This is a genomic window from Salinisphaera sp. SWV1, from assembly GCF_052044155.1.
GTDB lineage: Bacteria > Pseudomonadota > Gammaproteobacteria > Nevskiales > Salinisphaeraceae > Salinisphaera.
Genome location: NZ_JBQDYE010000021.1, coordinates 17,102 through 43,111, shown reverse-complemented (window position 1 = coordinate 43,111; position 26,010 = coordinate 17,102). Strand labels below are relative to the sequence as shown.

The following is a 26,010-nucleotide window of genomic DNA, read 5'->3' as shown; positions in this document are numbered from 1 at the left end:
GGTCCGGCGAAACGCCAATCGATTACCTGCCATATTGAAAGTGGGGATTTGTAATGAGTCAGCACGACGAGCGCCAGACGCCACACGGCGAGCGGGATTCTGCCGCCGCGAACAGGCCGCAGCCGGACATCAAGCAGGTCCAGGACGGGCCCGAGGATCAGGTGGATACGGGTGAGGCGAGCGCCGACGGCATGGCCGAAACCGATGCGCTGAGCGCTGAGCTCGAGCAGGCCCGCGCCGATGCCGAGAAGTACCGCGACCAGGCCGTGCGTGCGGCCGCCGAGCTGGAAAATGTCCGCAAGCGGGCACAGCGCGACGTGGAATCCGCCCGGAAATTCGCGATCGAGAAGTTCGCCACGGAGCTGCTCGGTGTGCGTGACAGCCTGGAACTCGGCCTGAAGGCGGCCGAGGAGAACCAGGGGGATTTCGAAAAGCTCAAGGAAGGCATGGATATGACGTATCGCATGCTGGCTTCGAGCATGGAAAAGGTCGGCATCGAGCCGATCAATCCGGAAGGCGAGACCTTCAATCCAGAGTATCACGAGGCCGTCTCCACCCAGCCGAGCGACGAGTTGGCGCCGAATACGGTGGCCTCGGTGATGCAGAAGGGCTACATGCTCAACGGGCGCGTACTCAGGGCCGCAATGGTCACCGTCGCGAAACCCGCCGGCGAAGGCTAAAAAGCGGCGAGCGCCGCTTGAAAAGCAACGCGGATCGCCCCAAATCGATTGTCAAGCAACGTTTTGAGCCGCTGCCGACGCAGCGCAAATTGAAGAATCAAGAGGGACCAAGACATGGGCAAGATCATCGGTATCGACCTGGGCACCACCAACTCGTGTGTGGCGGTGCTGGAAGGTGACACGCCGAAAGTCATCGAAAACGCCGAAGGTGAGCGCACGACGCCGAGTGTCGTCGCCTTCACCGACGACAACGAGACGCTGGTCGGCCGTCCGGCCAAGCGCCAGGCGGTAACCAATCCGACCAACACGCTGTATGCCATCAAGCGTCTGATCGGTCGTACCTTCGATGATCCGACCACGCAGAAGGACATCGAGTCCGTGTCGTACCAGATCGTCAAGGCCGATAACGGTGACGCCTGGGTCCAGGTGGGCGACAAGAAAATGGCGCCGCCGGAGATCTCGGCCAAGGTGCTGCAGAAGATGAAGGCCACCGCCGAGGATTATCTGGGCGAGACGGTCACCGAAGCCGTGATCACCGTGCCGGCCTACTTCAACGACAGTCAGCGCCAGGCAACCAAGGATGCCGGTCGCATTGCCGGTCTCGACGTCAAGCGCATCATCAACGAACCGACCGCGGCCGCACTGGCCTATGGCCTGGACAAGAAGGGCGGCGACAAGAAGATCGCGGTCTACGATCTGGGCGGCGGTACCTTCGATATCTCGATCATCGAGGTCGCGGAAGTCGACGGCGAACACCAGTTCGAGGTGCACGCCACGAACGGCGACACCTTCCTCGGCGGCGAGGACTTCGACAACAAGATCATCGATCACATCGCCGACGAGTTCCAGAAGGAGCAGGGTGTTGATCTGCGCAAGGACAAGCTGGCCCTGCAGCGGCTCAAGGAAGCGGCCGAGAAGGCCAAGATCGAGTTGTCGTCGACCCAGCAGACCGAGGTCAACCTGCCGTATGTGACGGCCGACCAGTCGGGCCCGAAGCATCTCAACATGAAGATTACGCGGGCCAAGCTGGAGTCCCTGGTCGAGGATCTGGTGGCACGCACGATCGATCCGTGCCGCACCGCGCTCAAGGACGCGGGCATGAAGGCGTCGGACATCGACGACGTGATCCTGGTCGGCGGCCAGACGCGCATGCCGGCGGTGCAGGAAGCGGTCAAGAGCTTCTTCGGCCAGGACGCCCGCAAGGACGTCAACCCGGACGAAGCGGTGGCCGTGGGTGCCGCCATTCAGGGTTCGGTCCTGTCGGGCGACACCAAGGACGTGCTGCTGCTGGACGTGACCCCGCTGTCGCTCGGTATCGAGACGCTCGGCGGCAAGATGACCAAGCTGATCGAGAAGAACACCACCATTCCGACCCGCAAGTCGGAAACCTTCTCGACCGCCGAAGACAATCAGCCGGCCGTGACCGTGCACGTGCTGCAGGGTGAGCGCGAGCAGGCCAGCGCGAACAAGTCGCTGGGCCGCTTCGACCTGAGCGACATTCCGCCAGCGCCGCGCGGCACCCCGCAGATCGAAGTCACCTTCGATATCGACGCCAACGGCATCCTGAATGTCTCGGCCAAGGACAAGGCGACTGGCAAGGAGCAGTCGATCCAGATTCGCGCCTCGTCCGGCCTGTCCGACGACGAGATCGAGAAGATGGTCAAGGATGCCGAGGCGCATGCCGAGGAAGATGCCAAGTTCAACGAACTGATCACCGCGCGCAACCAGGCCGACGGCCTGATCCACGGCATCGAAAAGGCCATGCGTGATCTCGGGGACAAGGTGTCCGAGGACGAGAAGAAGCCGGTCAACGATGCGGTCGCCGAACTGCGCACCGCGCTGGAAGGCGACGACAAGGACGACATCGAGGCCAAGACCCAGAAGCTGTCGGAAGCCTCGGCGCCGATCATGGAAAAGGCCTATAGCCAGGGCGGCGAACAGGGCCAGGAAGGCGCGGCCGAGGGCCATCAGGGCCATCAGGGCCAGTCGGGTCATGCCGAGGATGACGTGGTGGATGCCGACTTCGAGGAAGTCAAGGACGACGACAAGAAGTCGGGCACGAACTCGTAAGACCTGGCGGATGTCGCCACGCGCCGGGGTAGCGGTAGTCGCTGCCCCGGCATTTTTCATTCAATGCAGGTAAAGATGGCTGATTAATCCGCGAGGTCGAAAGCGATGGACGACCGCGCGGTTCAATCAGGGATCTTGGGCAACGATCATGGCAAAACGCGACTATTACGAGGTGTTGGGCGTTTCGAGAAACGCCTCGCAGGACGAGATCAAGAAGGCCTATCGCCGTCTGGCCATGAAGAATCACCCGGACCGTAATCCCGGTGACGAACAGGCCGAAGCGCGCTTCAAGGAGGCCTCCGAGGCCTACGAGGTGTTGTCCGACGATCAGAAAAAAGCCGCCTACGACCAGTTCGGCCATGCCGGGCTCGGGGGCGCGGCCGGCGGTGGCGGCTTCGGCGGCGCCGGTGCCGGCGGCTTCGGCGACATCTTCGGCGATATCTTTTCGGATATCTTCGGCGGTGGCATGGGCGGTGGCCGCCAGCGCGCCACGCGCGGCGCGGATTTGCGCTACGACCTGGATCTCGATCTGGAAACCGCGATCGAGGGCGATACCATCGAGATCCGTATCCCCACGCTGGAGCAGTGTGAAGCCTGTGGCGGCGACGGGGCGGAGCCGGGTTCGCCGGTCGATACCTGCGATACCTGTAATGGCCATGGCCAGGTGCGTATCCAGCAGGGGTTCCTGTCGATCCAGCAGACTTGTCCGGATTGCCAGGGCTCGGGCAAGAAGGTCCGCAACCCATGCCGGAAGTGCAATGGCGACGGCCGCATCCAGTCCTCCAAGACGCTGTCGGTAAAGGTGCCGCCGGGCGTCGACAACGGTGACCGTATTCGCCTGTCGGGCGAAGGCGAGGCCGGCGAAATGGGGGGGCCGGCGGGCGATCTGTACGTGCAGATCAACGTCAAGCCGCACGAGTTCTTCGTGCGCGACGGCAACAACCTGCGCGCCAACGTGCCCGTGGACATGATCACCGCCGCGCTGGGCGGCGAAATCGACGTGCCGACGCTCAAGGGCAAGGTCAGCCTGCGCGTTCCACCCGAGACCCAGTCGGGCAAGACCTTCCGGCTGCGCGGCAAGGGGGTGCAGTCCGTGCGCACGTCCTCGCCGGGCGACCTGCTGGTCAAGGTGAGCGTGGAAACGCCGGTAAACCTCAACAACAAGCAAAAGAAGATGCTCGAGGAGTTCCGGGACTCCCTGCAGGAAAGCGGTCGCAGCCACAGTCCGGCAACCACCGGCTGGCTGGACAAGGCCAAACGTTTCTTTGGTGAGCATCTGAGCTGATCGAATCCCGGGCAGAGGAGGGATTATGAGTACGCGTGTGGCGATCAACGGGGCCGCCGGCCGCATGGGGCGCGAACTGGTCGTGGCCTGTGGCCGGCGCGCCGATCTCGAGCTGGCGGCCACTTTCGGCGCCCCCGGTAGCGATACGCTCGGCGTGGACGCGGGCCGTCTGGCCGGGATCGCGGAGACCGGCGTGGTGCTGACCGATTCCGGCACCATCGCCGACGCGGATTTCGATGTCCTGGTCGATTTCTCTCTTCCCGAACCGTCGATCGAGGCGCTGGCTGTTTGCCGCCGGAAGGGCGCGGCGATGGTGATCGGCACCACCGGCTACTCGCGTGAGCAGCAGCGCGAGATCGATGAAGCCGCCGCTGACATCGCGATCGTCCAGGCGCCGAATTACAGCGCGGGCGTCAATCTGTCGCTGGATCTCGTGCGCCGTGCGGCCGCGGCGCTGGGCGACGATGTCGACATCGAAATCATCGAAGCGCATCACCGGCACAAGGTGGATGCGCCCTCGGGTACGGCGCTCAGGCTGGGTGAAGTCGCCGCCGAGGCCACGGGGCGCAATCTCGACGACTGCGCCGTTTATGCCCGCCACGGCCATACCGGCGCGCGTGATCGCCGGACCATCGGCTTTGCCACCGTGCGCGGCGGCGATATCGTCGGCGAGCACACCGTGATGTTCGCGGGCGAGGGCGAGCGCATCGAAATCACGCACAAGGCCAGTTCGCGCCAGACCTTCGCCGGCGGGGCCATGCGGGCCGCCGCCTGGGCGGCGCGGCAGGCGCCCGGCCACTACGGTATGAACGACGTGCTCGGCCTGACGCAGGACCGGTAACGCACGACCCCGTCATCGGTTGTGGGCGCGGTTCGTGCCTGGCCAGGCGCTGTTGCCCGTATCCGGAAACACGGCGCATCGCCGCAACGCGGCACGACGACGCGCAACGAGCGCGGTGTCCGCGGTGTCGCCCTGCTACCCGGGTGAACTGCAACGCAGCGTCGCATGCAACAGCACCAGGCCCGGTTCAGCGGCTGGAAGCGAAGCCGCTAAATCGCTATACTCTCGCCGCCTTGCGGCCTGTCTCATTCCAGTACTGGAGCCCCCATTGCCCCCGAAAGCCATACTTGCGCTCGAAGACGGAAGTATTTTTCGCGGTCGCGCCATCGGTGCGCGCGGTCGAACGGTCGGTGAGGTGGTGTTCAACACTGCCATGACGGGATATCAGGAAATCCTGACCGACCCCTCCTACCGGCAGCAGATGGTCACACTGACCTATCCGCATATTGGCAATACCGGGACCAATGGCCAGGACATCGAGTCGGCCGGCGTGCAGGCAGCCGGGTTGATCATCCGCGAAGTCCCACGCGCGCCGAGCAACTGGCGCAGCGACGACAGCCTGGTCGGTTACTTGGAAGCTAACGGGATCGTGGGCATCGGCGATGTCGACACACGGCGCCTGACGCGTCTGCTGCGCGAAAAGGGGGCCCAGAACGGCGCCATCGTCGCCGGTGACGATATCGATGAGGACGAGGCCATCGCCGCCGCGCGTGGTTTCCCGGGCCTCAAGGGCGCGGACCTGGCGGCTGCTGCCGGAACGCGCGAATCGTATGTCTGGACCGAGGGCAGCTGGGTCGGCCCCAACGACAGCCATGCGCCGGCCGAACCCCGGTTCGCGGTCGCGGTCTACGATTACGGTGTCAAGTACAACATCCTGCGCCGGCTGGTCGACTGCGGCGCTCGGGTGACGGTGGTGCCGCCCAAAACGGCGGTCCGGGATGTGATCGACCTCGGCGTGGACGGCGTTCTGTTGTCCAATGGCCCGGGCGACCCGGAGCCCTGCGATTACGCCATCGCGACCTGCCGCGAGCTGATCGAGCGCAAGCTGCCGACCTTCGGTATCTGTCTCGGCCACCAGATTCTCGGGCTCGCCGTCGGCGGTCGGAGCTTGAAGATGAAGTTCGGCCATCATGGCGCGAACCATCCGGTGCTGGACGTGGCCACGGGCGAGGTGATGATCACCAGCCAGAACCACGGCTTCGCCATCGACGAGGCCAGTCTGCCGGACAATGCCCGCGTAACCCATCGCTCTCTGTTCGATCATACGCTGCAGGGCATCGAGATCACGGACGCGCCGGTATTCTCATTCCAGGGACACCCGGAAGCCAGCCCCGGCCCGCATGACGTCGGACCGCTGTTCGAGCGTTTCATGAAACTCATGGAAGGCAAAACCGTCCGCAAATGAACGCGTAATGCACGCAAATGAAGAAAAGATTTCAGAGCGTGTTATTGGTTGCGCGGCTGCGGTGTCGAACGGCTTGGGGGCCGGCTTTCTGGAAGTCGTCTATCACAATGCGCTCGCAATCGAATTAGGGCGCCAGGGTTTGACCTTCGAGTCTCAACAGCCGCTTACCGTGTGGTATCGAGGCTCTGTGGTGGGTGAGTATGTCGCGGATTTTGTCATCAACAACCAGTTGATCGTCGAGATCAAGGCGTTGACGGCACTTCATCGCCAGCATGAGGCGCAGTTGATGAACTATCTCGAAGCCAGCGGTATCAGCGCCGGTCTGCTTTTGAATTTCCGAACCGCGCGGCTCGGTATCGAGCGGATGGTCGCTGGTCATAACGACAGCGCACCCGTCTGATTGATCTATCTTACATTTGCGTTAATTCGCGTTAATTTGCGGACGTTTTCATGCCCAAACGCACAGACCTAAAAAGTATCCTCGTCATCGGCGCCGGCCCGATCGTGATCGGCCAGGCCTGTGAATTCGATTATTCCGGCATGCAGGCCTGCAAGGCGCTCGCCGCCGAGGGCTTTCGCGTCATTCTGGTGAATTCCAATCCGGCCACGATCATGACCGATCCGGAAACGGCGGACGCGGTCTATATCGAGCCGATCACCTGGCAGACGGTGGCCAAGGTGATCGCCAAGGAAAAGCCGGATGCGCTGCTGCCCACGATGGGCGGCCAGACCGCGCTCAATTGTGCGCTGGATCTGTTCTATAACGGCGTGCTCGAAGCGCACGGCGTCGAGATGATCGGCGCGTCGCGCGATGCCATCGACATGGCCGAGGATCGCAACGCCTTCCGCGAGGCGATGACCGAAATCGGTCTCAAGACGCCGGCGTCGAAGACGGTCCATACCATGGCCGAGGGCGAGCAGGTGCAGGCCGGCATTGGTTTCCCGATCATCATGCGGCCTTCGTTCACGCTGGGCGGTACCGGCGGCGGCATTGCCTACAACCGCGAGGAGTTCGAGGATCTGCTCTCGCGTGGTCTGGAGTTGTCGCCCACCAACGAGGTGCTGCTCGAACAGAGTGTGCTGGGCTGGAAGGAATACGAGATGGAAGTGGTCCGCGATCACGCGGACAACTGCATCATCATCTGTGCGATCGAGAACCTGGACGCCATGGGCGTGCATACCGGCGACTCGATCACGGTCGCGCCGGCCCAGACGCTGACCGATCGCGAATACCAGGTGATGCGCGATGCCTCGCTGGCCTGTCTGCGCAAGATCGGCGTCGACACCGGCGGGTCGAACGTCCAGTTCGCGATCGACCCGGCCACCGGCGACATGATCATCATCGAGATGAACCCGCGCGTGTCGCGTTCCTCGGCGCTGGCCTCCAAGGCCACCGGTTTCCCGATCGCCAAGGTCGCGGCCAAGCTGGCGGTCGGCTACACGCTCGATGAGCTGCAGAACGAAATCACGGGCGGCGCCACGCCGGCATCGTTCGAGCCGTCGATCGATTATGTCGTCACCAAGATGCCGCGCTTTACGTTCGAGAAATTCCCGACTGCGGACGACCGCCTGACCACGCAGATGAAGTCGGTCGGCGAAGCGATGGCGATCGGCCGCAATTTCCAGGAATCGCTGCAGAAGGCGATGCGCAGTCTCGAAATCGGCTCCGACGGTTTCGAGCCCAAACTGGCCGATGTCACGACTGAAGCGGCGCAGGACACGCTGCGCAGCGAACTGTCGACACCGCGCGCCGAGCGCCTCTGGTATGTGGCGGACGCCTTCCGCGCCGGCTTCTCGATCGACGAGGTGCATCGGCTGACGCATATCGACGTCTGGTTCCTCGACCAGATCGCCGAACTCATCGAGATGGAAGGCGCGCTGGCCCACTCCACGATCGGCGATCTCGACGCCGATACGCTGCGTGCCTACAAGCGCAAGGGCTTTTCCGACCTGCGTCTGGCCACGCTGCTCGGCTGTGACGAATTCGCGGTGCGCCGCGCGCGGCTGACCCATGGCATCGTGCCGGTGTACAAGCGGGTCGATTCCTGTGCCGCGGAATTTCCCACCGCCACCGCCTACCAGTACTCCTCCTACGACGAGGAATGCGAGGCCAATCCCTCGAGTCGCGACAAGATCATGGTGCTGGGCGGCGGGCCGAACCGGATCGGCCAGGGCATCGAGTTCGATTACTGTTGTGTGCATGCCGCGCTCGCCATGCGCGAGGACGGCTACGAGACCATCATGGTCAACTGCAATCCGGAGACGGTCTCGACCGATTACGACACCTCCGACCGGCTGTATTTCGAGCCGCTGACCTTCGAGGACGTCATGTCGATCATCGACGTGGAAAAACCGAAGGGCGTGATCGTGCAGTACGGCGGCCAGACGCCGCTCAAGCTGGCACGGCGGCTGGAAGCGGCCGGTGCGCCGATCATCGGCACCACGCCGGATTCCATCGACCTGGCCGAGGACCGCGACCGCTTCCTCAACCTGGTCAACAAGCTGGGACTCAAACAGCCGGCCAACCGCAGCGCGCGTTCCGAGGCCGAGGCCATGCGCCTGGCCGAGGAAGTCGGCTTTCCGATGGTCGTGCGGCCGTCCTATGTCCTGGGTGGCCGGGCCATGGAGATCGTCTACGAGCCCGAGGATCTGCAGCAGTACATGTCGGCCGCGGTGAAGGTCTCGCCCGACTCTCCGGTGCTGCTCGATCGTTTCCTCGAGGATGCGATCGAGCTGGACGTGGATGCGATCTGCGATGGCAGCGAGGTCTTCATCGGCGGCATCATGGAACATATCGAGCAGGCTGGCGTGCACTCCGGCGACTCGGCCTGCAGCCTGCCGCCGTACAGCCTGGGCGACGATGTGCTCGACGAGGTCCGGCGTCAGACCGCGGCCCTGGCCAAGGGGTTGTCGGTCGTCGGACTGATGAACGTGCAGTTTGCGATCCGGGCGGGCGAGGTCTATCTGCTGGAGGTCAACCCGCGGGCGTCGCGGACCGTGCCGTTCGTATCCAAGGCCACCGGCATGCCGCTGGCCAAGATCGCCGCGCGTTGCATGGTCGGGCAGACATTGGCCGATCAGAATACGGGAGCCGAACGCAAGCTGCCGCACTTCGCGGTCAAGGAGGCGGTGTTCCCGTTCACCAAGTTCCCGACCGTCGACCCGCTGCTGGGCCCGGAGATGAAGTCGACGGGCGAGGTCATGGGCGTGGGCAAGACGTTCGGCGAAGCGTTCGCCAAGTCGCAGCTCGCCAGCGGCATCGGCCTGCCCGAAGCCCCGGGCGTCGCCCTGATCACGGTACGCGATGCCGACAAGCCGCTGGCGGTCGAGATGGCGCGCGAACTGGTCGCCGCCGGTTTCACGCTCATTGCGACCCGTGGTACGGCGTCGGCGCTGACCGCGGCCGGAATCGAGTGCACGGCGGTGAACAAGGTCAAGGAGGGCCGCCCGCATATCGTCGACATGATCAAGAACGGCGAGATCCAGCTGGTGGTCAACACCACCGAGGGCAAGCGGGCGATCGAGGAGTCGCGTTCGATCCGCATGACGTCGTTGCGTTACAAGGTCTCGTACTTCACGACCATCGCCGGTGGTCAGGCCAGTGCGACCGCGCTGTCCGACGAGCGGGCGCTGGATGTGTATGCGCTGCAGGAGATCCAGGCCCGGGTCACCGCATAGGCCGGGCCGGGAATCCGCCGGGGCTGGCCGCGCAATGGCCGCGGCCAGCAAAAAAACGAGCGGATGGTATAATCAAGGCAAATTCGAACCGAAAAGCAAGAGCCATTTCACAGACTGACTCTTCGACTTCCGATGAAGTCCATTTCCGGCCCCCGAGCAAGCAGGACGGTGCCGGCATTCTGCATCTGGTGCACGAACTCGGTGTGCTGGATGTGAACTCGGCCTATGCCTACATGCTCATTGGCGAGCATCACGCCAGCACGAGCGTCGTTGCCGAAATCGACGGCGAGCTGGCGGGTTTCATCACGGCCTATATCCTCCCCGAAAAACCGGACACCGTGTTCGTCTGGCAGGTCGGCGTTGCCGAAGCCGGCCGCGGCAAGGGGCTGGCAACGCGCATGCTGTTCCAGATCCTCAAGCGCGACGCCTGCGCCGATGTGCACTATCTGGATACCACCATCGGCCCCAGCAACGAGCCGTCGCAGGCCCTGTTTCGCGGGCTGGCGCGCCGTCTGGATACCGAAGTCGCCGAAAGCGAACTGTTCTCGAGCGAGATGTTCGGCGATTTCGAGGCCGACGAGCCCCACGAGCCCGAAATTCTGTTTCGTATCGGCCCATTCGACCGCGACAGCGTCGAACGCGCGTCACACTAGACAAGACCCAGACCCAACGCCCGCATGGGCCAGGAGTTCTCAATGGAAATCATCAACCGTCTCGAATCGGAAGTGCGCGGTTACGTCCGCTCGTTCCCGAAAGTGTTTACCCACGCCAAAGCCAACAGGATGACCACCGAGGATGGCGCCGAGTACCTCGACTTCTTCTCCGGCGCCGGCGCGCTCAACTACGGCCACAACGATGAGGTCATGAAGAAGGCGCTGCTCGACTACATCGCATCCGACGGCGTGACCCACGGCCTGGACATGGCCACGGACGCCAAGCAGAAGTTCCTCGCGACGTTCGAGGACGTGATCATGAAACCGCGGGGCATGGACTACAAGATCCAGTTCCCGGGACCGACCGGCACCAACGCGGTCGAGGCCGCCCTCAAGATTGCGCGCAAGGTGAAAGGGCGCGATCGCGTGCTGTTCTTCACCAACGCCTACCACGGCATGACGCTCGGCGCACTGGCGGTCACCGGCAATGCGGCCAAGCGCGGCGGTGCCGGCGTGGACATGCCGGGCGCGATTCCGCAGCCCTACAGCGGCTATTTCGGCCAGGGCCGCGACACGGCCGAAGACCTCGAGATGTTGCTCACGAACAGCTCCTCGGGGCTGGAGAAGCCGGCGGCCATCATCCTGGAAACGGTCCAGGGCGAAGGCGGCATCAACGTGGCCGACTTCGACTGGCTGAAGAAGATCGAGCGTTTGTGCCGCGAGCACGACATGCTGCTGATCGTCGACGATATCCAGGCGGGCGTGGGGCGCACCGGGCCGTTCTTCTCGTTCGAGCCGGCGGGCATCAGCCCGGACATCATCACGGTGTCGAAGTCGTTGTCGGGTTACGGCCTGCCGCTGGCGATCACCATGATCAAGCCCGAGTACGACATCTGGGCGCCGGGCGAGCACAATGGCACCTTCCGCGGTAACAATCATGCATTCGTCACCGCATCGGCAGCGCTGGAGCACTATTGGCGCGACGACAAGCTGGAAAAATCCGTGCTGCGCATGAGCGATCGCATCAAGGAACGCCTCAATGGCATCCTGGGTGCCAACCCGGCGTTCAAGGCCGAGGTCCGCGGGCGCGGGTTCTTCATCGGCATCGATTGCGCGCAGGCCGAGTTGGCCGACGAGATCGCGGCCGAGTGCTTCAAGAACCACCTTATCTGCGAAACCGCCGGGCCGGACGATAACGTGATCAAGGTCATGCCGCCGCTGATCACCCCGGACGCCGATATCGAGGCCGGTCTGGATATTCTCGAAACCGCGATCAAGACCGTTCTCGACAAGCATGGCCTGTTGCACAGCGCGGCCTGAACCCGGGCGTTCGAATTCGTGCTATCGGCGAGGGCACTTTGCTGTAGCATGAAAGCGTTGCTGTAAACCAACAAAGGAGTCGATATGAAGATCGTCCGCACCGAGGATCTGCGTGGCACCGATCGTGAAGTGGTCAGCCCGGGTGGCTGGACCAGCGTCCGCTGGCTTCTTGCCAGCGACGGCATGGGTTTTTCGTTCCACGAAACCACCTTTCCGCCGGGCCTCGAATTCGACATGTGGTACAAGCACCACTTCGAAGCGGTGTTCTGCTACCAGGGCGAAGGCAGCATCGTGAATCGCGACACCGGCGAAGAGTTCGAGATCAAGCCGGGCACGGTCTACGCGCTTGACAATCACGACCGGCATACGCTCAAGGCCAAGACCGAGATGAAGCTCGTCTGTGCCTTCAACCCGCCGGTCACCGGGCGTGAGATTCACGACGAAGACGGCGCCTACGTGCCGCCGGACGACTGATCCGGTGCGTTCGGCGCTGCATGCGTGACAAAACCCCGGCGGCTTCCGCCGGGGTTTTTTTGGGTTCATCGCGCATTGGCGTGCGTGTTGCCGCCAAGTCGCGCCGCGGGATCAGGCCGTCAATCCACCGATCAGGGCGCCCACGAGAAGCGGAAAACCCTGGATGACGATGACCAGGAACAGGCTGATCGAGGCGAGGGCGCCGATCACCGGCAAGCCGGTCAATGCGGTGCCGGTGGCCATCAGCATCAGGCACAGGACCAGCGCCGGCAGAATCGCCGCCAACAGGCCGCGCCCGGCGTTGCCGGCAGTGCGCCCGCCGACGAATCCGGCGAGCAGTGGACCGGCCAGTGGCAGCCAGAACAACAACAGAGAAATGACCGCCATCCAGATGATGGCCATGACCAGACTGCCTTTCTGCATGCGGCTCCCTCGTGGACGCAGCGTCCGTGAATACGGACAATGGGGATAAGTATGACATCGCAAGACCGGCGCGCGACATGAACTCCTACAGCCTCGACAACTACGAACGCCCGACACTCGTGCCGCCCGAGCCCGGCACCCGGCTGCTCATGCATTCCTGCTGCGCGCCCTGTGCCGGCGAGGTGCTGGCGGCGGTCAAGGCATCGGGCATCGATGTCACGGTGTATTTCTACAATCCGAACATCCATCCCCAGGCCGAGTACGAAATGCGCAAGGCCGAGGACGCGCGCTACTGCGACGAGCTCGGCATTCCGCATATCGACGGCGACTACGATACCGACAACTGGTTCGACCGAATTCGCGGGCTCGAGGACGAGCCGGAGCGCGGGCGTCGCTGCACCGTCTGCTTCGACATGCGTTTCGAGCGCACCGCGCTGTTCGCGGCGGAGAACGGTTATCACATGATTTCGTCGACGCTGGGGATCTCGCGCTGGAAGAACATGGCGCAGATCAACGAAGCCGGCGTACGTGCGACCGCGCGCTATCCGGAGATCCGCTACTGGACGCTCAACTGGCGCAAGAAAGGCGGTGCGGCGCGCATGATCGAGATCGCCAAGCGCGAGGCGTTCTATCAGCAGGAATATTGCGGCTGCGTGTACAGCCTGCGCGATACCAACAAGCACCGGCGTGAAATGGGCCGCGAGCGGATCCAGAAGGGCGTCAAGTTCTACGGGCGCGAGGCGGTCAAGAGTCCGCTGCCGGCCGACAACGGGCGCGGCGAATATCCCTGGCTGCAATCGAAGGTGGCCTCGGACAATTAAGGCGCGGCGCGCTGTACCGCGCCAGCGGAAATTGAACCCGGCGCCGGTCATGGCCGCGGCGCGGCGGCATGGGTCGGCGGCGGTTTCGGCTTCACCGTGCCGCGAACATGCGCGGCCGATTGGGCGCGCAGCGCCCACGGAATGCGGCAACGCGACAGCGGTGTTGTTGTCACCGCCCGATGGCAGGTCGCGATCGGGCTTTCGAGCCCACCGGGCTCAGTAGGCGAATTCCTCGAATACCGGATCGACCGAGTGATTCCAGCGGCCGTTGTACAGCGCCAACAGGTGCTCGGCCGGCGTGACGCCGGTCTCGGCGATCTCCGCCAACTGTTCCAGAAACATCGATTCGTCGCGATCCAGGCTATCCAGTTGCGCGCGCCGGCGCAGGCCGTTTTGCGCGATCTTTATGGTTTCGCGTGCAATGTCGCCCAGCGTGCCGCCCCGAAACGGGGTTTTCAGGCCGTGTGTCGGCGCCTGATCGCGCAGATGGTTGCGTTCTTCGCGCGTGAAGTCGGCCACCAGGTTCCAGGCTTCGTCCAGCGCCACACTGTCGTAGCAAAGCCCCGCCCAGAGCGCCGGCAGGGCACACAGGCGACGCCACGGGCCGCCATCGGCGCCGCGCATTTCCATGAAGCGTTTCAGGCGCACCTCGGGGAAGATGGTGGTCAGGTGATCGTCCCAATCGCCCATGGTCGGGCGCTCGCCCGGCAATGCCGGCAGTTTGCCCGCAAGGAAATCGCGGAACGACTGGCCGGAGGCATCGATGTAGCGCCCGTCGCGATAGACGAAGTACATCGGCACGTCGAGCGCGAATTCCTTGTAGCGTTCGAAGCCCATCGCCTCGTCGAACACCCAGTCGAGCATGCCGCAGCGATCCGGATCGGTATCGGTCCAGATATGGCTGCGGTAGGAGACAAAGCCGTTGGGCCGGCCTTCCTTGAACGGGGAATTGGCGAACAGTGCGGTGGCGATGGGCTGCAGCGCGAGCCCGACGCGGAACTTCTTGATCATGTCGGCTTCGGAGCCGTAGTCGATGTTCACCTGCACGGTGGCGGTGCGCAGCATCATGTCGATGCCGAGATCGCCTTTCTTGGGCATATAAGACTTCATGATCTCGTAGCGCGCCTTGGGCATCCACGGGCAATCCGCGCGCGGCCACTTGGGCTGAAAGCCGAGCCCGATCAGGCCGACATTCATTTCCGCGGCGACTTCCTTGACCTGGCGCAGATGGATATGGATTTCGTCGCAGGTCTCGTGGATGGTATACAGCGGCGCACCCGCGAGTTCGAGCTGGCCGCCGGGTTCGAGCGTGATGTGGCACTGGTCGAGCTCAAGCGCGACAATGCGACCGTCCTCGACCATCGGCTGCCAGCCGAAACGCTGGAGTTTGTCCAGGAAAGTCGAGATGCTCTGCTCGCCGTCGAACGGCAGCGGGCGCAGCGTGTCACGATCGAATACGAACTTTTCGTGCTCGGTGCCCAGGCGCCAGCGGCTCGGCGGCTTGCAGGCATCTTCGAAATAGGCGACCAGCTGGCGCTCGTCGGTGATCGGCGCACCGCCGGACTGAGAAGGAGCGGACATGGGTTCTCCCGAGGGCGAGCGCCGCACCCTGGGGAGCGAAGCCGCCGGAATTTTGCGACATGGTAACGTTTCGGGGTTGCGCGAGGGTAGCTGCACCGCGCACGCGCCCCGATAACCGTTTTCATCGACCGGCCCGCGACGGCCGCAAAGGATTTCGTGATGGCCACGACACCCCCGCTCGCCGGCAAGCCCGAGTGCTATCTGCGACTCACGCGCCTGAACAAGCCGATCGGGATTTTCCTGGTGGTGTGGCCGATGCTCTGGGCGTTATGGCTCGCCGCGCGCGGTATGCCGAACCTCTGGGTGTTGTTCGTTTTCGTCTTCGGTGCCGTGCTCATGCGCTCGGCCGGCTGCGTGATGAACGACTATGCCGATCGCCATATTGATGGCCACGTCAAGCGCACCAAGGCGCGTCCGCTCGCCACCGGTGAAGTCGGCGAGAAGGAAGCATTGGTTCTGTTCGCGCTGCTTTGTCTGGCCGCGTTTGCGCTGGTGCTTACGTTGAACGGGCTGACCATCGCCATGGCTTTTGTCGGTTTGGCCCTGGCGGCGTTGTATCCGTTCACCAAGCGTGTCACCCACTGGCCGCAGATGTTTCTGGGCGCGGCGTTCGGCTGGGCGGTACCGATGGCATTCGCGGCCCAGAGCGGGCACGTGCCGGCCGGCGGCTGGGTTCTGTTCATCGCGACGCTCATCTGGGCGCTCATCTACGATACCTATTACGCCATGGTCGACCGGGACGACGATCTCCGGATCGGCGTGAAATCCACGGCTGTCCTCTGGGGCGAGCGCGACCGCGCCATCATCGGCGCGTTTCAGTGTCTGTTCTATGCCCTGCTGGTGGTGGTGGGCCTGATGTTCGCGCTGGGTTTTTTCTACTATCTTGGGCTGGCCGGGGCGGCGACCATGTCGGTGTACCACCAATGGATCACGCGCGCGAGGGATCGGGAATCCTGTTTCAAGGTATTCATGCAGCATAATTTTCTGGGCGGCGTGATCTTCGTCGGCCTGGTTCTGGACCTCGCGCTGTTGTAGAACAGGCCGGGGCTCCGGGTCGATAGCCGCTGCCCGGGATCGGCGATGGCCGGTCACGTCGAACGCCGGGGCACGGGTCGTCAGGTCGGCGACCCCGGCCCGGCGCCGTTCATTCAGTAAAAAGCTTGACTCATGACCAATCAGGAACTGATCGCCCGCGATCTCAACGTACTGTGGCATCCCTGCACACAGATGAAGGACACGCAAAAACTGCCGCCGATTCCGATGCGGCGCGGCGAGGGCGTGTGGCTGGAGGATTTCGACGGCAATCGCTATATCGATGCGGTCAGTTCCTGGTGGGTGAACATATTCGGTCACGCCAATCCGGCGATCAACGACCGGATCAAGACCCAGCTGGATACCCTCGAGCACGTCATGCTGGCCGGGTTCACCCACGAGCCGGCGGTCGAACTCGCCGAGCGCCTGGTGGACATCTCGCCGGAGGGATTGAACAAGGTGTTCTATGCCGACAATGGCTCGGCGGCAGTGGAAGTCGCGCTCAAGATGAGCTTTCACTACTGGCTCAATACCGGCCACGGCGAAAAGACGCGCTTCATCAATCTCGGCAACAGCTACCACGGCGAAACGCTGGGCGCGCTGGCGGTCGGCGATGTCGCTTTGTACAAGAAGACCTACGAGCCGCTGTTGCTCAAGCCGCTGACCGCGCCGTCGCCGGATTGTTTCCATCGTGAGGCGGGCGTGTCCTGGGAAGAGCACAGCCGGCAGATGTTCGTCCACATGGAGGCCTTGCTCGCCAAGCACGCGCACGAGACCTGTGCCGTGATCGTCGAGCCGCTGCTGCAATGTGCCGGGCACATGCGGATGTATCATCCGGTCTATCTGGAGCTGCTGCGCGAGGCCTGCGACCGCTACAACGTGCATCTGATCGCCGACGAGATCGCCACCGGTTTCGGTCGCACCGGCACGCTGTTCGCCTGCGAACAGGCGGGGGCGCACGGCATCACGCCCGATTTCATGTGTCTGTCCAAGGGGATCACGGCGGGCTACCTGCCGATGTCCGTGGCATTGACCACCGATGACGTCTACGCCGCGTTCTACGACGAATACGAAAACCTCACCGCCTTCCTGCATTCGCATTCCTACACCGGCAATCCGCTGGCCTGTGCCGCGGCGCTCGCCACGCTCGACGAATTTGCGGCGCGGGACCAGATCAACGCCAATCGTGTGCTCGCCGAGCGCATGGCCCGTGCGACTGCGCCGCTGGCCGATCATCCGCATGTGGCCGAAGTGCGCCAGACCGGCATGGTGCTGGCCATCGAGATGGTCAAGGACAAGGCCAGTCGCACGCCGTTCGACTGGCGCGAACGACGCGGCCTGTCGGTCTACCGGCACGGACTGACCCGTCAGTCGTTGCTGCGGCCGCTGGGTGACACGATCTATTTCATGCCGCCTTACGTCATCACGCCGGAGCAGATCGATCACCTGGCGGAAGTGGCCGCCGAGGGTATCGATCAAGCTGTCTCGACTTGAATCACGCACGCTGCTAGCCTGTGCGATTGGCGTAATGGCACAGCCTTACGTCCCCAGTTGAGTCGCGAAGCGGTCGCCGTCTCGGGCGACCGTTTTGTTTTCCATGCTATGAATCATGCCGAGGTGGTTTCATGGACCGTACGCCACTGACCGAAAGCGGCGCGCAGGCGCTGCGCCAGGAACTTGAACGCCTGAAGAAGAAAGAGCGTCCGCGCATCGTCGCCGCGATCGAGGAAGCGCGCGCGCACGGCGATCTCAAGGAGAACGCGGAATACCACGCCGCGAAGGAAGAGCAGAGCTTCAACGAGGGCCGGATCGCCGAGGTCGAGGCCAAGCTGGCCTCGGCCCAGATCGTCGACGTGGCCAAGGCCGGCGCCCAGGCCAACGGGCGCATCATCTTCGGCGCCACCGTGGATCTGGCGGATGAGGATTCCGGCGACGAGTTGACGTACCAGATCGTGGGCGAGGACGAGGCCGATATCAAGAAGGGCCTGCTGTCGTTTGCGTCGCCGATCGCACGCGCGCTGATCGGCAAGAGCGAGGGCGACGTCGTGGATGTCGACGTGCCCGGTGGCAAGCGAACGCTCGAGGTGGTCGAGGTGCGCTATCGCTGAGTAAGCCCGAGTGCGGCGGCCTCAGCCGTCGCTTTTTTCCGGATTGGGCCGATACAGCGTCGCGGTCCGGCCGATCTGCTGCACGCAGGCGGCATCGAGTGCGGCGCAGGCTTGTTCGACTTCGGTGTTGAACGAGGCCTTGTCGTCGGCCACGAGCTTGACCTTGACCAGCTCGTGATCGGTCAGGGCCCGATCCATTTCCGCAAGCACGCCCTCGCTCAGGCCGGCTGCCCCCGATTGCACGATCGGTTTGAGGTGGTGGGCCTGTTTCTTCAGCGCCAGGCGGGTCGATTTATCCAGGGCGACGGGCATGGTGTCCAGTGTTCATCAGCAAACCAATAGTATACGGCCATGAGCAAGCGGAGTGACACCAAGCGCTGGTTGGCGGCGCATCGCGCCGACCCCTACGTCAAGGCCGCGCAGTCCGACCATTACCGGTCGCGGGCGGCCTACAAGCTGGCCGAGATCGACGACAAGGACCGATTGCTCGTGCGCGCGCGTTGCGTGGTCGATCTTGGCGCCGCACCGGGCGGTTGGAGTCAGTACGTGCGCCGCCGGAAACCGGAGGCCCGGGTCATCGCGCTCGATCGCCTGCCCATGGACGGCATCGACGGGGTGCGTTTCCTGCAGGTGGATTTCGCCGAGCAGGCGGGGCTCGATGCGCTCATGGCCGAGCTCGATGGCGCGGGCGTGGATCTTGTACTTTCCGATATGGCCCCCAATCTGACAGGTGTGAAGGCAGCAGATCAGGCCGGCGTGATGCAGCTGGCCGAGTTGTCCCTGGCGCTGTGCGACGACGTGCTGCGGCCTGGCGGGGCACTGCTGATCAAGGTTTTTCAGGGCGAGGGCTTCGATGAGCTTCTGGCCGACACGCGAAAGCGCTTTGCCCGGGTCATGACGCGCAAGCCCAAGGCCTCGCGCGATGCGAGCCGCGAAATGTACCTGCTGGGCACCGGCTGGCGAGACGGCTGACGCCGCTTTTCGCTTGCATCGCCTGGTGGGTGGTTTGAGTACATGATGGTTTACACTGTCGGCAGATAGCCGACCGAATAACCAAATACGATCGCCGGCGTCGGTGATCGAGGACGACGATCTTGAACGAACTTGCGAAGAATCTGCTGCTCTGGGTGGTGATCGCGCTCGTGTTGATGAGCGTGTTTTCCAGCTTCGCGCCGTCGGGCTCGACGGGCTCGAGCATGGCGTATTCCGACTTTCTGACGAAGGTCAAGAACGACAATGTATCCCAGGTACACATTGAGGATCACAACATCTCGGGGCAGTTGAGTTCCGGGCAGAAGTTTCATACCTACAGCCCGGAAACCGATAACAAGGCCATGATCGGCACGCTGCTCGATCACAATGTCGAGATCACCGGCGAGCCGCCGAATCAGGGGTCGTTTCTCAAGCAGATACTGATCTCCTGGTTCCCGTTCCTGCTGTTGATCGGTGTCTGGATCTACTTCATGCGCCAGATGCAGGGCGGCGGCAAGGGCGGTGGCGCGATGTCGTTCGGCAAGTCCAAGGCCAAGATGATGGCCGCCGACCAGATCAAGCTGACGTTCGCGGATGTGGCCGGCGTCGAGGAAGCCAAGTCCGAAGTCCAGGAGTTGGTCGAGTTCCTGTCCGACCCATCCAAGTTCCAGCGCGTGGGCGGCAAGATTCCGCGTGGCGTGCTCATGGTGGGGTCGCCGGGTACCGGCAAGACGCTGCTCGCGAAGGCGATCGCCGGCGAGGCCGGGGTGCCGTTCTTCTCGATCTCGGGCTCCGACTTCGTCGAAATGTTCGTCGGCGTGGGTGCATCGCGTGTCCGCGACATGTTCGAGCAGGCCAAGAAACAGGCGCCCTGCATCATCTTCATCGACGAGATCGATGCGGTCGGCCGTCAGCGCGGCGCCGGTCTCGGCGGCGGGCATGACGAGCGCGAGCAGACGCTGAACCAGTTGCTGGTCGAGATGGACGGCTTCGAGGGCAGTGAGGGCGTGATCGTGATCGCCGCCACCAACCGCCCGGACGTGCTCGATCCGGCGCTCCTGCGCCCGGGCCGCTTCGACCGCCAGGTCGTGGTGCCGCTGCCGGACGTGCGCGGTCGCGAGCAGATCCTGAAAGTGCACATGAAGAATGTGCCGGTGCATGAAAACGTCAAGCCGAGCATCCTGGCGCGCGGTTGCCCGGGCTTTTCCGGCGCGGACCTGGCCAACCTCGTCAACGAGGCGGCGCTGTTCGCCGCGCGTGCCAACAAGAATGAGGTCACGCAGGACGACTTCGAGCGTGCCAAGGACAAGATCATGATGGGCGCCGAGCGCAAGTCCATGATCATGAACGAGGACGATAAGCGCATGACGGCCTATCACGAGGCCGGCCATGCGATCATCGGCTTGTCGGTGCCGCAGCATGACCCGGTGCACAAGGTCACCATCGTGCCGCGCGGGCGTGCCCTGGGCGTGACCATGTTCCTGCCCGAGGAAGACCGTTACAGCTACTCGAAGCAGCGGCTCAACAGCCAGATCTGTTCGCTGTACGGTGGTCGTCTGGCCGAAGAGATCATCTATGGCAAGGACATGGTGACGACCGGGGCCTCCAACGACATCGAGCGCGTGACCGAGATCGCCCGCAACATGGTCACCAAGTGGGGGTTGTCCGAGCGCATGGGGCCGATTACCTACAACACGGAGGACAGCGAGCCCTTCCTCGGCAAGGCCGCGGCCCAGGGCGGCGGTATCTCCGACGAGACAGTGCATGCCATCGACGAAGAGATTCGTTCGATCATCGACAGTTGCTACGAGCGTTCGCGGCAGATCCTCGAAGACAACATGGACAAGCTGCACCTCATGGCTGATGCGCTCATGAAATACGAGACCATCGACCGCAAGCAGATCGACGAGATCATGCAAGGCCACGAGCCCGGCCCGCCGGAAAGCTGGACCGATTCCGATCCGTCGGGGCCGGGCAACGGTGGCTCCGGTGCGAGTGTCGGCCACGGCGAGAGCGCCGGCGAGTCGGATACCGGCAAGCGGGGCGGCGACAGCGTGCCCAGCCCGGCGCATAACCGGCAGTCGTAGCCGATCGATCGAGCCGGCGGTTCCGGGTCCGGGGCCGCCGGTTTTTTTATGGGTCGCGTATGAATACAAACGGCAACCAGACGCCGGCCGCTGTACTCGCTGGCGCGAATCGCAGCGTGTCACTGGCCGAGCCCGCCGTGATGGGCGTGCTCAACGTCACGCCCGATTCGTTTTCCGATGGCGGGCGTTATGTCACCGTGGAATCCGCGGTCCGGCACGCGCTCGCGATGATCGGGGAGGGCGCGGCCATCATCGATATCGGCGGCGAATCGACCCGCCCCGGCGCCGCGCCGGTATCGCCGGCGGCCGAATGCGATCGCGTGCTGCCGGTGGTCGAGGCGCTCCGCGCGGAAAGCGACGTCTTTATCTCCATGGACACGAGCAGTCCCGAGGTGATTCGGGCCGCGTGCGCGGCGGGGGCCGACATGATCAACGACATCCGTGGCCTGACGCGCCCCGGCGCGCTTGAGGCCGCGGCCGCGGCCGATGCGGCGGTCTGTGTCATGCACATGCAGGGCGAGCCGGAGAGCATGCAGTCCGCGCCGACTTATACCGATGTCGTGGCTGAAGTGCGCGGTTTCCTGCAGGAGCGCGTCGCCGCCTGTCGCGCGGCCGGCCTCGCCCCCGCGCGCATCGTGGTCGACCCGGGCTTCGGCTTCGGCAAGACGCTGGCGCACAACCTGGCGCTCCTGCGCGCCGTCGGCGAGCTTCATGTCGCCGGTCGGCCGGTGTTGATGGGCGTGTCGCGCAAATCGATGTTCGCGCAGCTGCTCGAGTGTGACGACATGCCGGCGCGCATCAATGCCAGCCTCGGCGCGGCGTTCTGGGCCACGCTTCAAGGCGTGGGTATCATACGCTGTCACGATGTCCGCCAGACGGCGCAGATGGTGTGTCTCGCTCGCCACTTGAAGCCGGCCTAGCGCGGCGTCGGGCGGCCGCAGCAAGCAACCGGGGAGAACCGAGGTGGGTCGGAAATACTTTGGAACCGATGGAATCCGGGGCGAGGTCGGGCAAGCGCCGATGACGCCGGATTTCGCGTTGCGACTGGGCTGGGCTGCCGGGCGCGTGCTGCTGCGGCGCCTGAACGAGCGCGGCAGCGATGCCGTGCGCGGCGCGCGCCCGTGCGTGGTCATCGGTAAGGACACGCGGCTGTCCGGTTATATGTTCGAATCGGCGCTCGAGGCCGGTTTCGCCTCCGCCGGCGTCGACGTGTTGCTGGTCGGCCCGCTGGCGACGCCCGGCATCGCCTATCTGGCGCGGACGTTTCGCGCGCTGGCTGGCGTGGTGATCAGCGCGTCACACAACCCCTTCGCCGACAACGGCGTGAAGTTTTTCTCGCACCATGGCCAGAAGCTGGACGACGCGCTCGAGCTCGAAATCGAAGCCGAGCTCGAGCAGCCGCTGGCCTGCGTCGCCTCGGGCCAGCTGGGCCGCGCGCGACGGGTGGAAAGCGCCTCGGGCCGCTATATCGAGTTCTGCAAATCCACCGCGCGCCTGGCCAATGGCGGCCTGCGCGGCCTGGCGCTCGTGGTCGACTGCGCCAATGGGGCGGCCTACCAGACGGCGCCGGAGGTGTTTCGCGAGCTGGGCGCCACCGTGCATGCGATCGGCAATAACCCGGATGGTCTGAACATCAATCAGGACTGCGGATCCACCCATCCCGATCATATCGTGGAGGCCGTGCAGCGGCTCGGCGCCGATGCCGGTGTCGCCCTCGACGGCGATGGCGACCGCTGCATCATGGTCGACGAGAAGGGCGCCGTCGTCGACGGAGATCAGTTGCTCTACGTGATTGCCGAAGATCGCCAGCGGGCCGGAGAGTTGCGCGGTCCGGTCGTGGGCACGCTCATGAGCAACCTCGGTCTGGCGCTGGCCCTCGAGGCGCGCGGTATCGAGTTCGAGCGCGCCCGCGTCGGCGATCGCTATGTCTTCGAGCGGCTGCTGGCGCGCGGCGGCACGGTGGGCGGGGAGTCCTCCGGCCATTTGATCTGCCTGGATCGATCGACCACCGGGGACGGCACCGTGTCGGCGCTGCAGGTGCTGGCCGCCATGTGTGATCGAAACCAGCCTCTGTCGCAGCTGGTCGCCCCACTGGAGAAGTGTCCGCAGACGCTGATTAATGTGCGTGTCGGGCGCGGTACGGCCGACGCGCTGATGGCCGACGCGTGCGTGATGCGGGCGGTGAGCGACGTCGAGGCTGCACTTGGCGGCGACGGGCGCGTATTATTACGGCCCTCGGGCACCGAGCCGCTGCTGCGGGTGATGGTCGAGGGGCGAGACGGCGAAGCGGTCGCGCGCCATGCCAGGAGCCTGGCCGATGTGGTCGATCAGCGGGCCGCGGTCTGAGGCGGACACACCATTCATCACGCAAGAGGGAATCCATGACACGTCGCAAATTCGTCGCCGGTAATTGGAAGATGAACGGCAGCGCGGCGCAGGTTGACGCCTTTGGCCGTGCCCTGGTCGAGGCTGCGCCGTCGCTCGATTGCCATCTCGCCGTGTGCGTGCCCTTCGTCTACGTGGAACGCCTCGCGCGGACACTCGAGCCGAGCCATGTGGCGGCCGGTGCGCAGGACCTGTCCAGCGAGCTCGAGCCCGGCGCCTTCACCGGCGAAATCCACGGCGCGATGCTGGCCGACTGCGGCGCGCGTTATGTCGTGGTCGGTCACTCCGAGCGACGCGAACTGTTTGGCGAGAGCGACGACGTCGTGGTGGCCAAGGCCGAAGCCGCGGTCGCCGCGGGCCTGACCCCGATCGTGTGTGTGGGCGAATCGCTCGAGCAGCGCGAGGCCGATGCCACGGAAAGCGTGCTCGCGCGCCAGATCGACGCGCTGACCGGGCGCTGCCAGCGCCGCACCCTGGAAGCCATGGTGCTGGCCTACGAACCGATCTGGGCCATCGGCACCGGGCGTTCGGCCTCGCCGGAACAGGCGCAGTCCGTTCATGCGTTTTTACGGTCCCAAATCGCGAACTGGGATGCTACAATAGGCGACTCGCTGCCGATCCTTTACGGCGGCAGCGTAAAACCGGATAATGCGGCGGCGCTTTTCGCGGGCGCAGACGTCGACGGGGCACTCGTCGGCGGGGCGTCGCTCAAAGCGGACTCATTCGTCGACATCGCGCGCGCTATGGTCTAGTGCGCCGAGCGGACTGATTGCATGGTTTATACGATTCTGGTGATCGCGCAGGTTGTGATCGCGCTTGCGCTGATTGCGCTGATTCTGTTGCAGCACGGCAAGGGCGCTGATGCTGGCGCCGCGTTCGGCAGCGGCGCCTCGGGCACCGTGTTCGGTGCCAAGGGTTCGGCCAACTTCATGAGTCGTGCCACCGCGGGTCTGGCCACGCTGTTCATGCTGGCCAGCCTGACCCTGGCCTATCTCGTGAACGGGGCCAGTACCGCGGGCGGCGGTGGCAGCGTGACCGATCAGCTGACGCAGGGCTCGGGCAGCAAGCCAGCCGTGGCCCAGCAGCAGACAGGCAACAAGGCCGGCGGCGGTCAGGCGAACAAGGTCCAGGGCGGTTCGTCCGGATCCGGTTCGGGTAGTGAGGCCGCAGGTGCGAGCAAGAGCAAGAGTAAAGGGCCCAAGATTCCCGATTAGCCCGCGGGACGATTTTGCCGACGTGGTGGAATTGGTAGACACGCTGTCTTGAGGGGGCAGTAGCGAGAGCTGTGCCGGTTCGAGTCCGGCCGTCGGCACCACACCAAGCCGTGTCCTGTTTCAGGGCGCGGCTTTTTTGGTTCATCGCGGCGGATTCATACAGATGGCGGTTCGTTTGGCGCGCCGGTTCGTTGGCATTTGACGTTCTTGAGTCCGCAAAGGGCGCAAATGACGGACTGAGTTCGTGGCCGTCGTGGTCTCGGGGTGTGCAGGGCTACTCTCTTCGTTCCTTAAGGCATTTGTCCGCAGATCAACACCGATTCACGCAGATGGCGGTGGGTCGTTTGGGGCGCTGGTGCGATCGTGGCACGAACAACTGTATGCGCTTTGTTCACAAGCGAATCAATCGGGTTACGCGCTTCGTTCGACGCCGTCGCCGGTTAGCGCCCCGAATCCGCTATGCCGCGAAAGTACAACCGCATCGGCGTGAATCGGTGTTGATCTGCGGACATGTTCTTCGACGAACGAAGCCCGAAAGCATAATGCGCCACGCGTCTGCCAGGTCGAAATACCCGTCCGCCATTAGCGTACTTCGGCGTTCATTTGCGGATCGGGTTTGCGATATACGTGGTTTCGGGGCGCTGCACGATTGGCTCGCTTCGTTCCTTAAGGCATTTATCCGCAGATCGACGCCGATTCACGCAGATGGCGGTGGGTCGTTTGGGGCGCTGGTGCGATCGTGGCACGAACAACTGTATGCGCTTTGTTCGCAAGAGTCGTAGGTCGGCTTAGGCCGTAGGCCGTAAGCCGACATGGCCGACCGCACCCTACTTGCGGACTGGCGTCCATGTCGGATTACGCTGCGCTAATCCGACCTACACGACCAGGTCGCGACCGCCGTGGTCTTGGGGCGCCGCAGGACTGCTCTCTTCGTTTCTCAAGGCATTTATCCGCAGATCAACACCGATTCACGCAGATGGC

The 26,010-nt window shown here is 64.0% G+C and carries 23 protein-coding genes and 1 tRNA gene; 21 read left to right on the top strand and 3 right to left on the bottom strand.

Translation table 11 applies throughout. The features are described from left to right. Positions 1-53: 53 nt before the first annotated feature. From grpE to ACS8YF_RS11395, 10 genes are all read left to right on the top strand, one after another. A complete protein-coding gene (gene grpE / locus ACS8YF_RS11440; protein WP_440850349.1) occupies positions 54-680 on the top strand; it encodes a nucleotide exchange factor GrpE in 627 nt (208 codons plus the stop codon). Between the two features lie 114 nt (positions 681-794). Further along, positions 795-2,750 (top strand): molecular chaperone DnaK, encoded by a 1,956-nt coding sequence (gene dnaK, locus ACS8YF_RS11435; protein WP_440850348.1) that lies wholly within the window; start codon positions 795-797, stop codon positions 2,748-2,750. 148 nt (positions 2,751-2,898) lie between these two features. Continuing rightward, positions 2,899-4,035, top strand: a complete 1,137-nt coding sequence (dnaJ, locus tag ACS8YF_RS11430; RefSeq protein ID WP_440850347.1) for a molecular chaperone DnaJ — start codon at positions 2,899-2,901, stop codon at positions 4,033-4,035. Positions 4,036-4,060: 25 nt separating this feature from the next. Beyond that, entirely contained in the window at positions 4,061-4,876 is an 816-nt protein-coding gene (gene dapB / locus ACS8YF_RS11425; RefSeq protein WP_440850346.1) for a 4-hydroxy-tetrahydrodipicolinate reductase, read from the top strand. A 268-nt stretch (positions 4,877-5,144) separates the two neighbouring features. After that, on the top strand, positions 5,145-6,281 hold the full coding sequence (gene carA / locus ACS8YF_RS11420) for a glutamine-hydrolyzing carbamoyl-phosphate synthase small subunit (RefSeq protein WP_440850345.1): 1,137 nt from the start codon (positions 5,145-5,147) through the stop codon (positions 6,279-6,281). A 7-nt stretch (positions 6,282-6,288) separates the two neighbouring features. Beyond that, positions 6,289-6,681 carry a GxxExxY protein gene (locus ACS8YF_RS11415; RefSeq protein WP_440850344.1) on the top strand — a complete coding sequence of 131 codons (393 nt, stop codon included), beginning with the start codon at positions 6,289-6,291 and terminating at the stop codon, positions 6,679-6,681. Between the two features lie 50 nt (positions 6,682-6,731). After that, a complete protein-coding gene (gene carB, locus ACS8YF_RS11410; RefSeq protein WP_440850343.1) occupies positions 6,732-9,959 on the top strand; it encodes a carbamoyl-phosphate synthase large subunit in 3,228 nt (1,075 codons plus the stop codon). Positions 9,960-10,027: 68 nt separating this feature from the next. After that, positions 10,028-10,612 (top strand): diaminobutyrate acetyltransferase, encoded by a 585-nt coding sequence (ectA, locus tag ACS8YF_RS11405; RefSeq protein ID WP_440850378.1) that lies wholly within the window; start codon positions 10,028-10,030, stop codon positions 10,610-10,612. Positions 10,613-10,654: 42 nt separating this feature from the next. Then, a complete protein-coding gene (ectB, locus tag ACS8YF_RS11400; protein ID WP_440850342.1) occupies positions 10,655-11,932 on the top strand; it encodes a diaminobutyrate--2-oxoglutarate transaminase in 1,278 nt (425 codons plus the stop codon). 84 nt (positions 11,933-12,016) lie between these two features. Then, positions 12,017-12,406: an ectoine synthase gene (locus ACS8YF_RS11395; protein WP_440850341.1), complete on the top strand. Its 390-nt coding sequence runs from the start codon at positions 12,017-12,019 to the stop codon at positions 12,404-12,406. A gap of 111 nt (positions 12,407-12,517) precedes the next feature. Here the strand turns inward: ACS8YF_RS11395 and ACS8YF_RS11390 are convergent, their stop codons facing one another. Next, the gene (locus tag ACS8YF_RS11390) at positions 12,518-12,829 is read right to left on the bottom strand and encodes a hypothetical protein (protein ID WP_440850340.1); all 312 of its coding nucleotides are present in this window, start codon (positions 12,827-12,829) and stop codon (positions 12,518-12,520) included. Between the two features lie 77 nt (positions 12,830-12,906). Between ACS8YF_RS11390 and ACS8YF_RS11385 the strand changes: the two genes are divergently transcribed. Next, positions 12,907-13,650: an epoxyqueuosine reductase QueH gene (locus ACS8YF_RS11385; protein WP_440850339.1), complete on the top strand. Its 744-nt coding sequence runs from the start codon at positions 12,907-12,909 to the stop codon at positions 13,648-13,650. Between the two features lie 216 nt (positions 13,651-13,866). Here ACS8YF_RS11385 and ACS8YF_RS11380 read toward each other — a convergent pair whose 3' ends face one another. Then, positions 13,867-15,231, bottom strand: coding sequence for a glutamate--cysteine ligase (locus tag ACS8YF_RS11380; RefSeq protein WP_440850338.1), 1,365 nt, complete (start codon positions 15,229-15,231; stop codon positions 13,867-13,869). A gap of 159 nt (positions 15,232-15,390) precedes the next feature. Here ACS8YF_RS11380 and ubiA point away from each other — a divergent pair, with 159 nt between their 5' ends. The 3 genes from ubiA (at position 15,391) to greA (ending at position 18,371) form a co-directional block, all read left to right on the top strand. Next, positions 15,391-16,266: a 4-hydroxybenzoate octaprenyltransferase gene (ubiA, locus tag ACS8YF_RS11375; protein ID WP_440850337.1), complete on the top strand. Its 876-nt coding sequence runs from the start codon at positions 15,391-15,393 to the stop codon at positions 16,264-16,266. 132 nt (positions 16,267-16,398) lie between these two features. Continuing rightward, on the top strand, positions 16,399-17,757 hold the full coding sequence (locus ACS8YF_RS11370) for an adenosylmethionine--8-amino-7-oxononanoate transaminase (RefSeq protein ID WP_440850336.1): 1,359 nt from the start codon (positions 16,399-16,401) through the stop codon (positions 17,755-17,757). A gap of 131 nt (positions 17,758-17,888) precedes the next feature. Further along, positions 17,889-18,371: a transcription elongation factor GreA gene (gene greA / locus ACS8YF_RS11365; RefSeq protein WP_440850335.1), complete on the top strand. Its 483-nt coding sequence runs from the start codon at positions 17,889-17,891 to the stop codon at positions 18,369-18,371. A gap of 21 nt (positions 18,372-18,392) precedes the next feature. Here greA and ACS8YF_RS11360 read toward each other — a convergent pair whose 3' ends face one another. Beyond that, positions 18,393-18,683 (bottom strand): YhbY family RNA-binding protein, encoded by a 291-nt coding sequence (locus tag ACS8YF_RS11360; protein WP_440850334.1) that lies wholly within the window; start codon positions 18,681-18,683, stop codon positions 18,393-18,395. Between the two features lie 39 nt (positions 18,684-18,722). Here ACS8YF_RS11360 and ACS8YF_RS11355 point away from each other — a divergent pair, with 39 nt between their 5' ends. The 7 genes from ACS8YF_RS11355 to ACS8YF_RS11325 all read left to right on the top strand — a co-directional run bounded on the left by ACS8YF_RS11355 (position 18,723) and on the right by ACS8YF_RS11325 (position 25,130). After that, the gene (locus ACS8YF_RS11355; protein WP_440850333.1) at positions 18,723-19,343 is read left to right on the top strand and encodes an RlmE family RNA methyltransferase; all 621 of its coding nucleotides are present in this window, start codon (positions 18,723-18,725) and stop codon (positions 19,341-19,343) included. 122 nt (positions 19,344-19,465) lie between these two features. Continuing rightward, positions 19,466-21,430, top strand: coding sequence for an ATP-dependent zinc metalloprotease FtsH (gene ftsH, locus ACS8YF_RS11350; RefSeq protein WP_440850332.1), 1,965 nt, complete (start codon positions 19,466-19,468; stop codon positions 21,428-21,430). A gap of 59 nt (positions 21,431-21,489) precedes the next feature. Then, a complete protein-coding gene (gene folP, locus ACS8YF_RS11345; RefSeq protein ID WP_440850331.1) occupies positions 21,490-22,350 on the top strand; it encodes a dihydropteroate synthase in 861 nt (286 codons plus the stop codon). Positions 22,351-22,393: 43 nt separating this feature from the next. Next, on the top strand, positions 22,394-23,776 hold the full coding sequence (gene glmM, locus ACS8YF_RS11340) for a phosphoglucosamine mutase (RefSeq protein ID WP_440850330.1): 1,383 nt from the start codon (positions 22,394-22,396) through the stop codon (positions 23,774-23,776). 35 nt (positions 23,777-23,811) lie between these two features. Continuing rightward, entirely contained in the window at positions 23,812-24,567 is a 756-nt protein-coding gene (gene tpiA / locus ACS8YF_RS11335; protein WP_440850329.1) for a triose-phosphate isomerase, read from the top strand. A gap of 21 nt (positions 24,568-24,588) precedes the next feature. Next, positions 24,589-25,029, top strand: a complete 441-nt coding sequence (secG, locus tag ACS8YF_RS11330; protein ID WP_440850328.1) for a preprotein translocase subunit SecG — start codon at positions 24,589-24,591, stop codon at positions 25,027-25,029. Between the two features lie 16 nt (positions 25,030-25,045). Further along, positions 25,046-25,130 (top strand) — tRNA-Leu (locus tag ACS8YF_RS11325). Positions 25,131-26,010 lie beyond the last annotated feature (880 nt).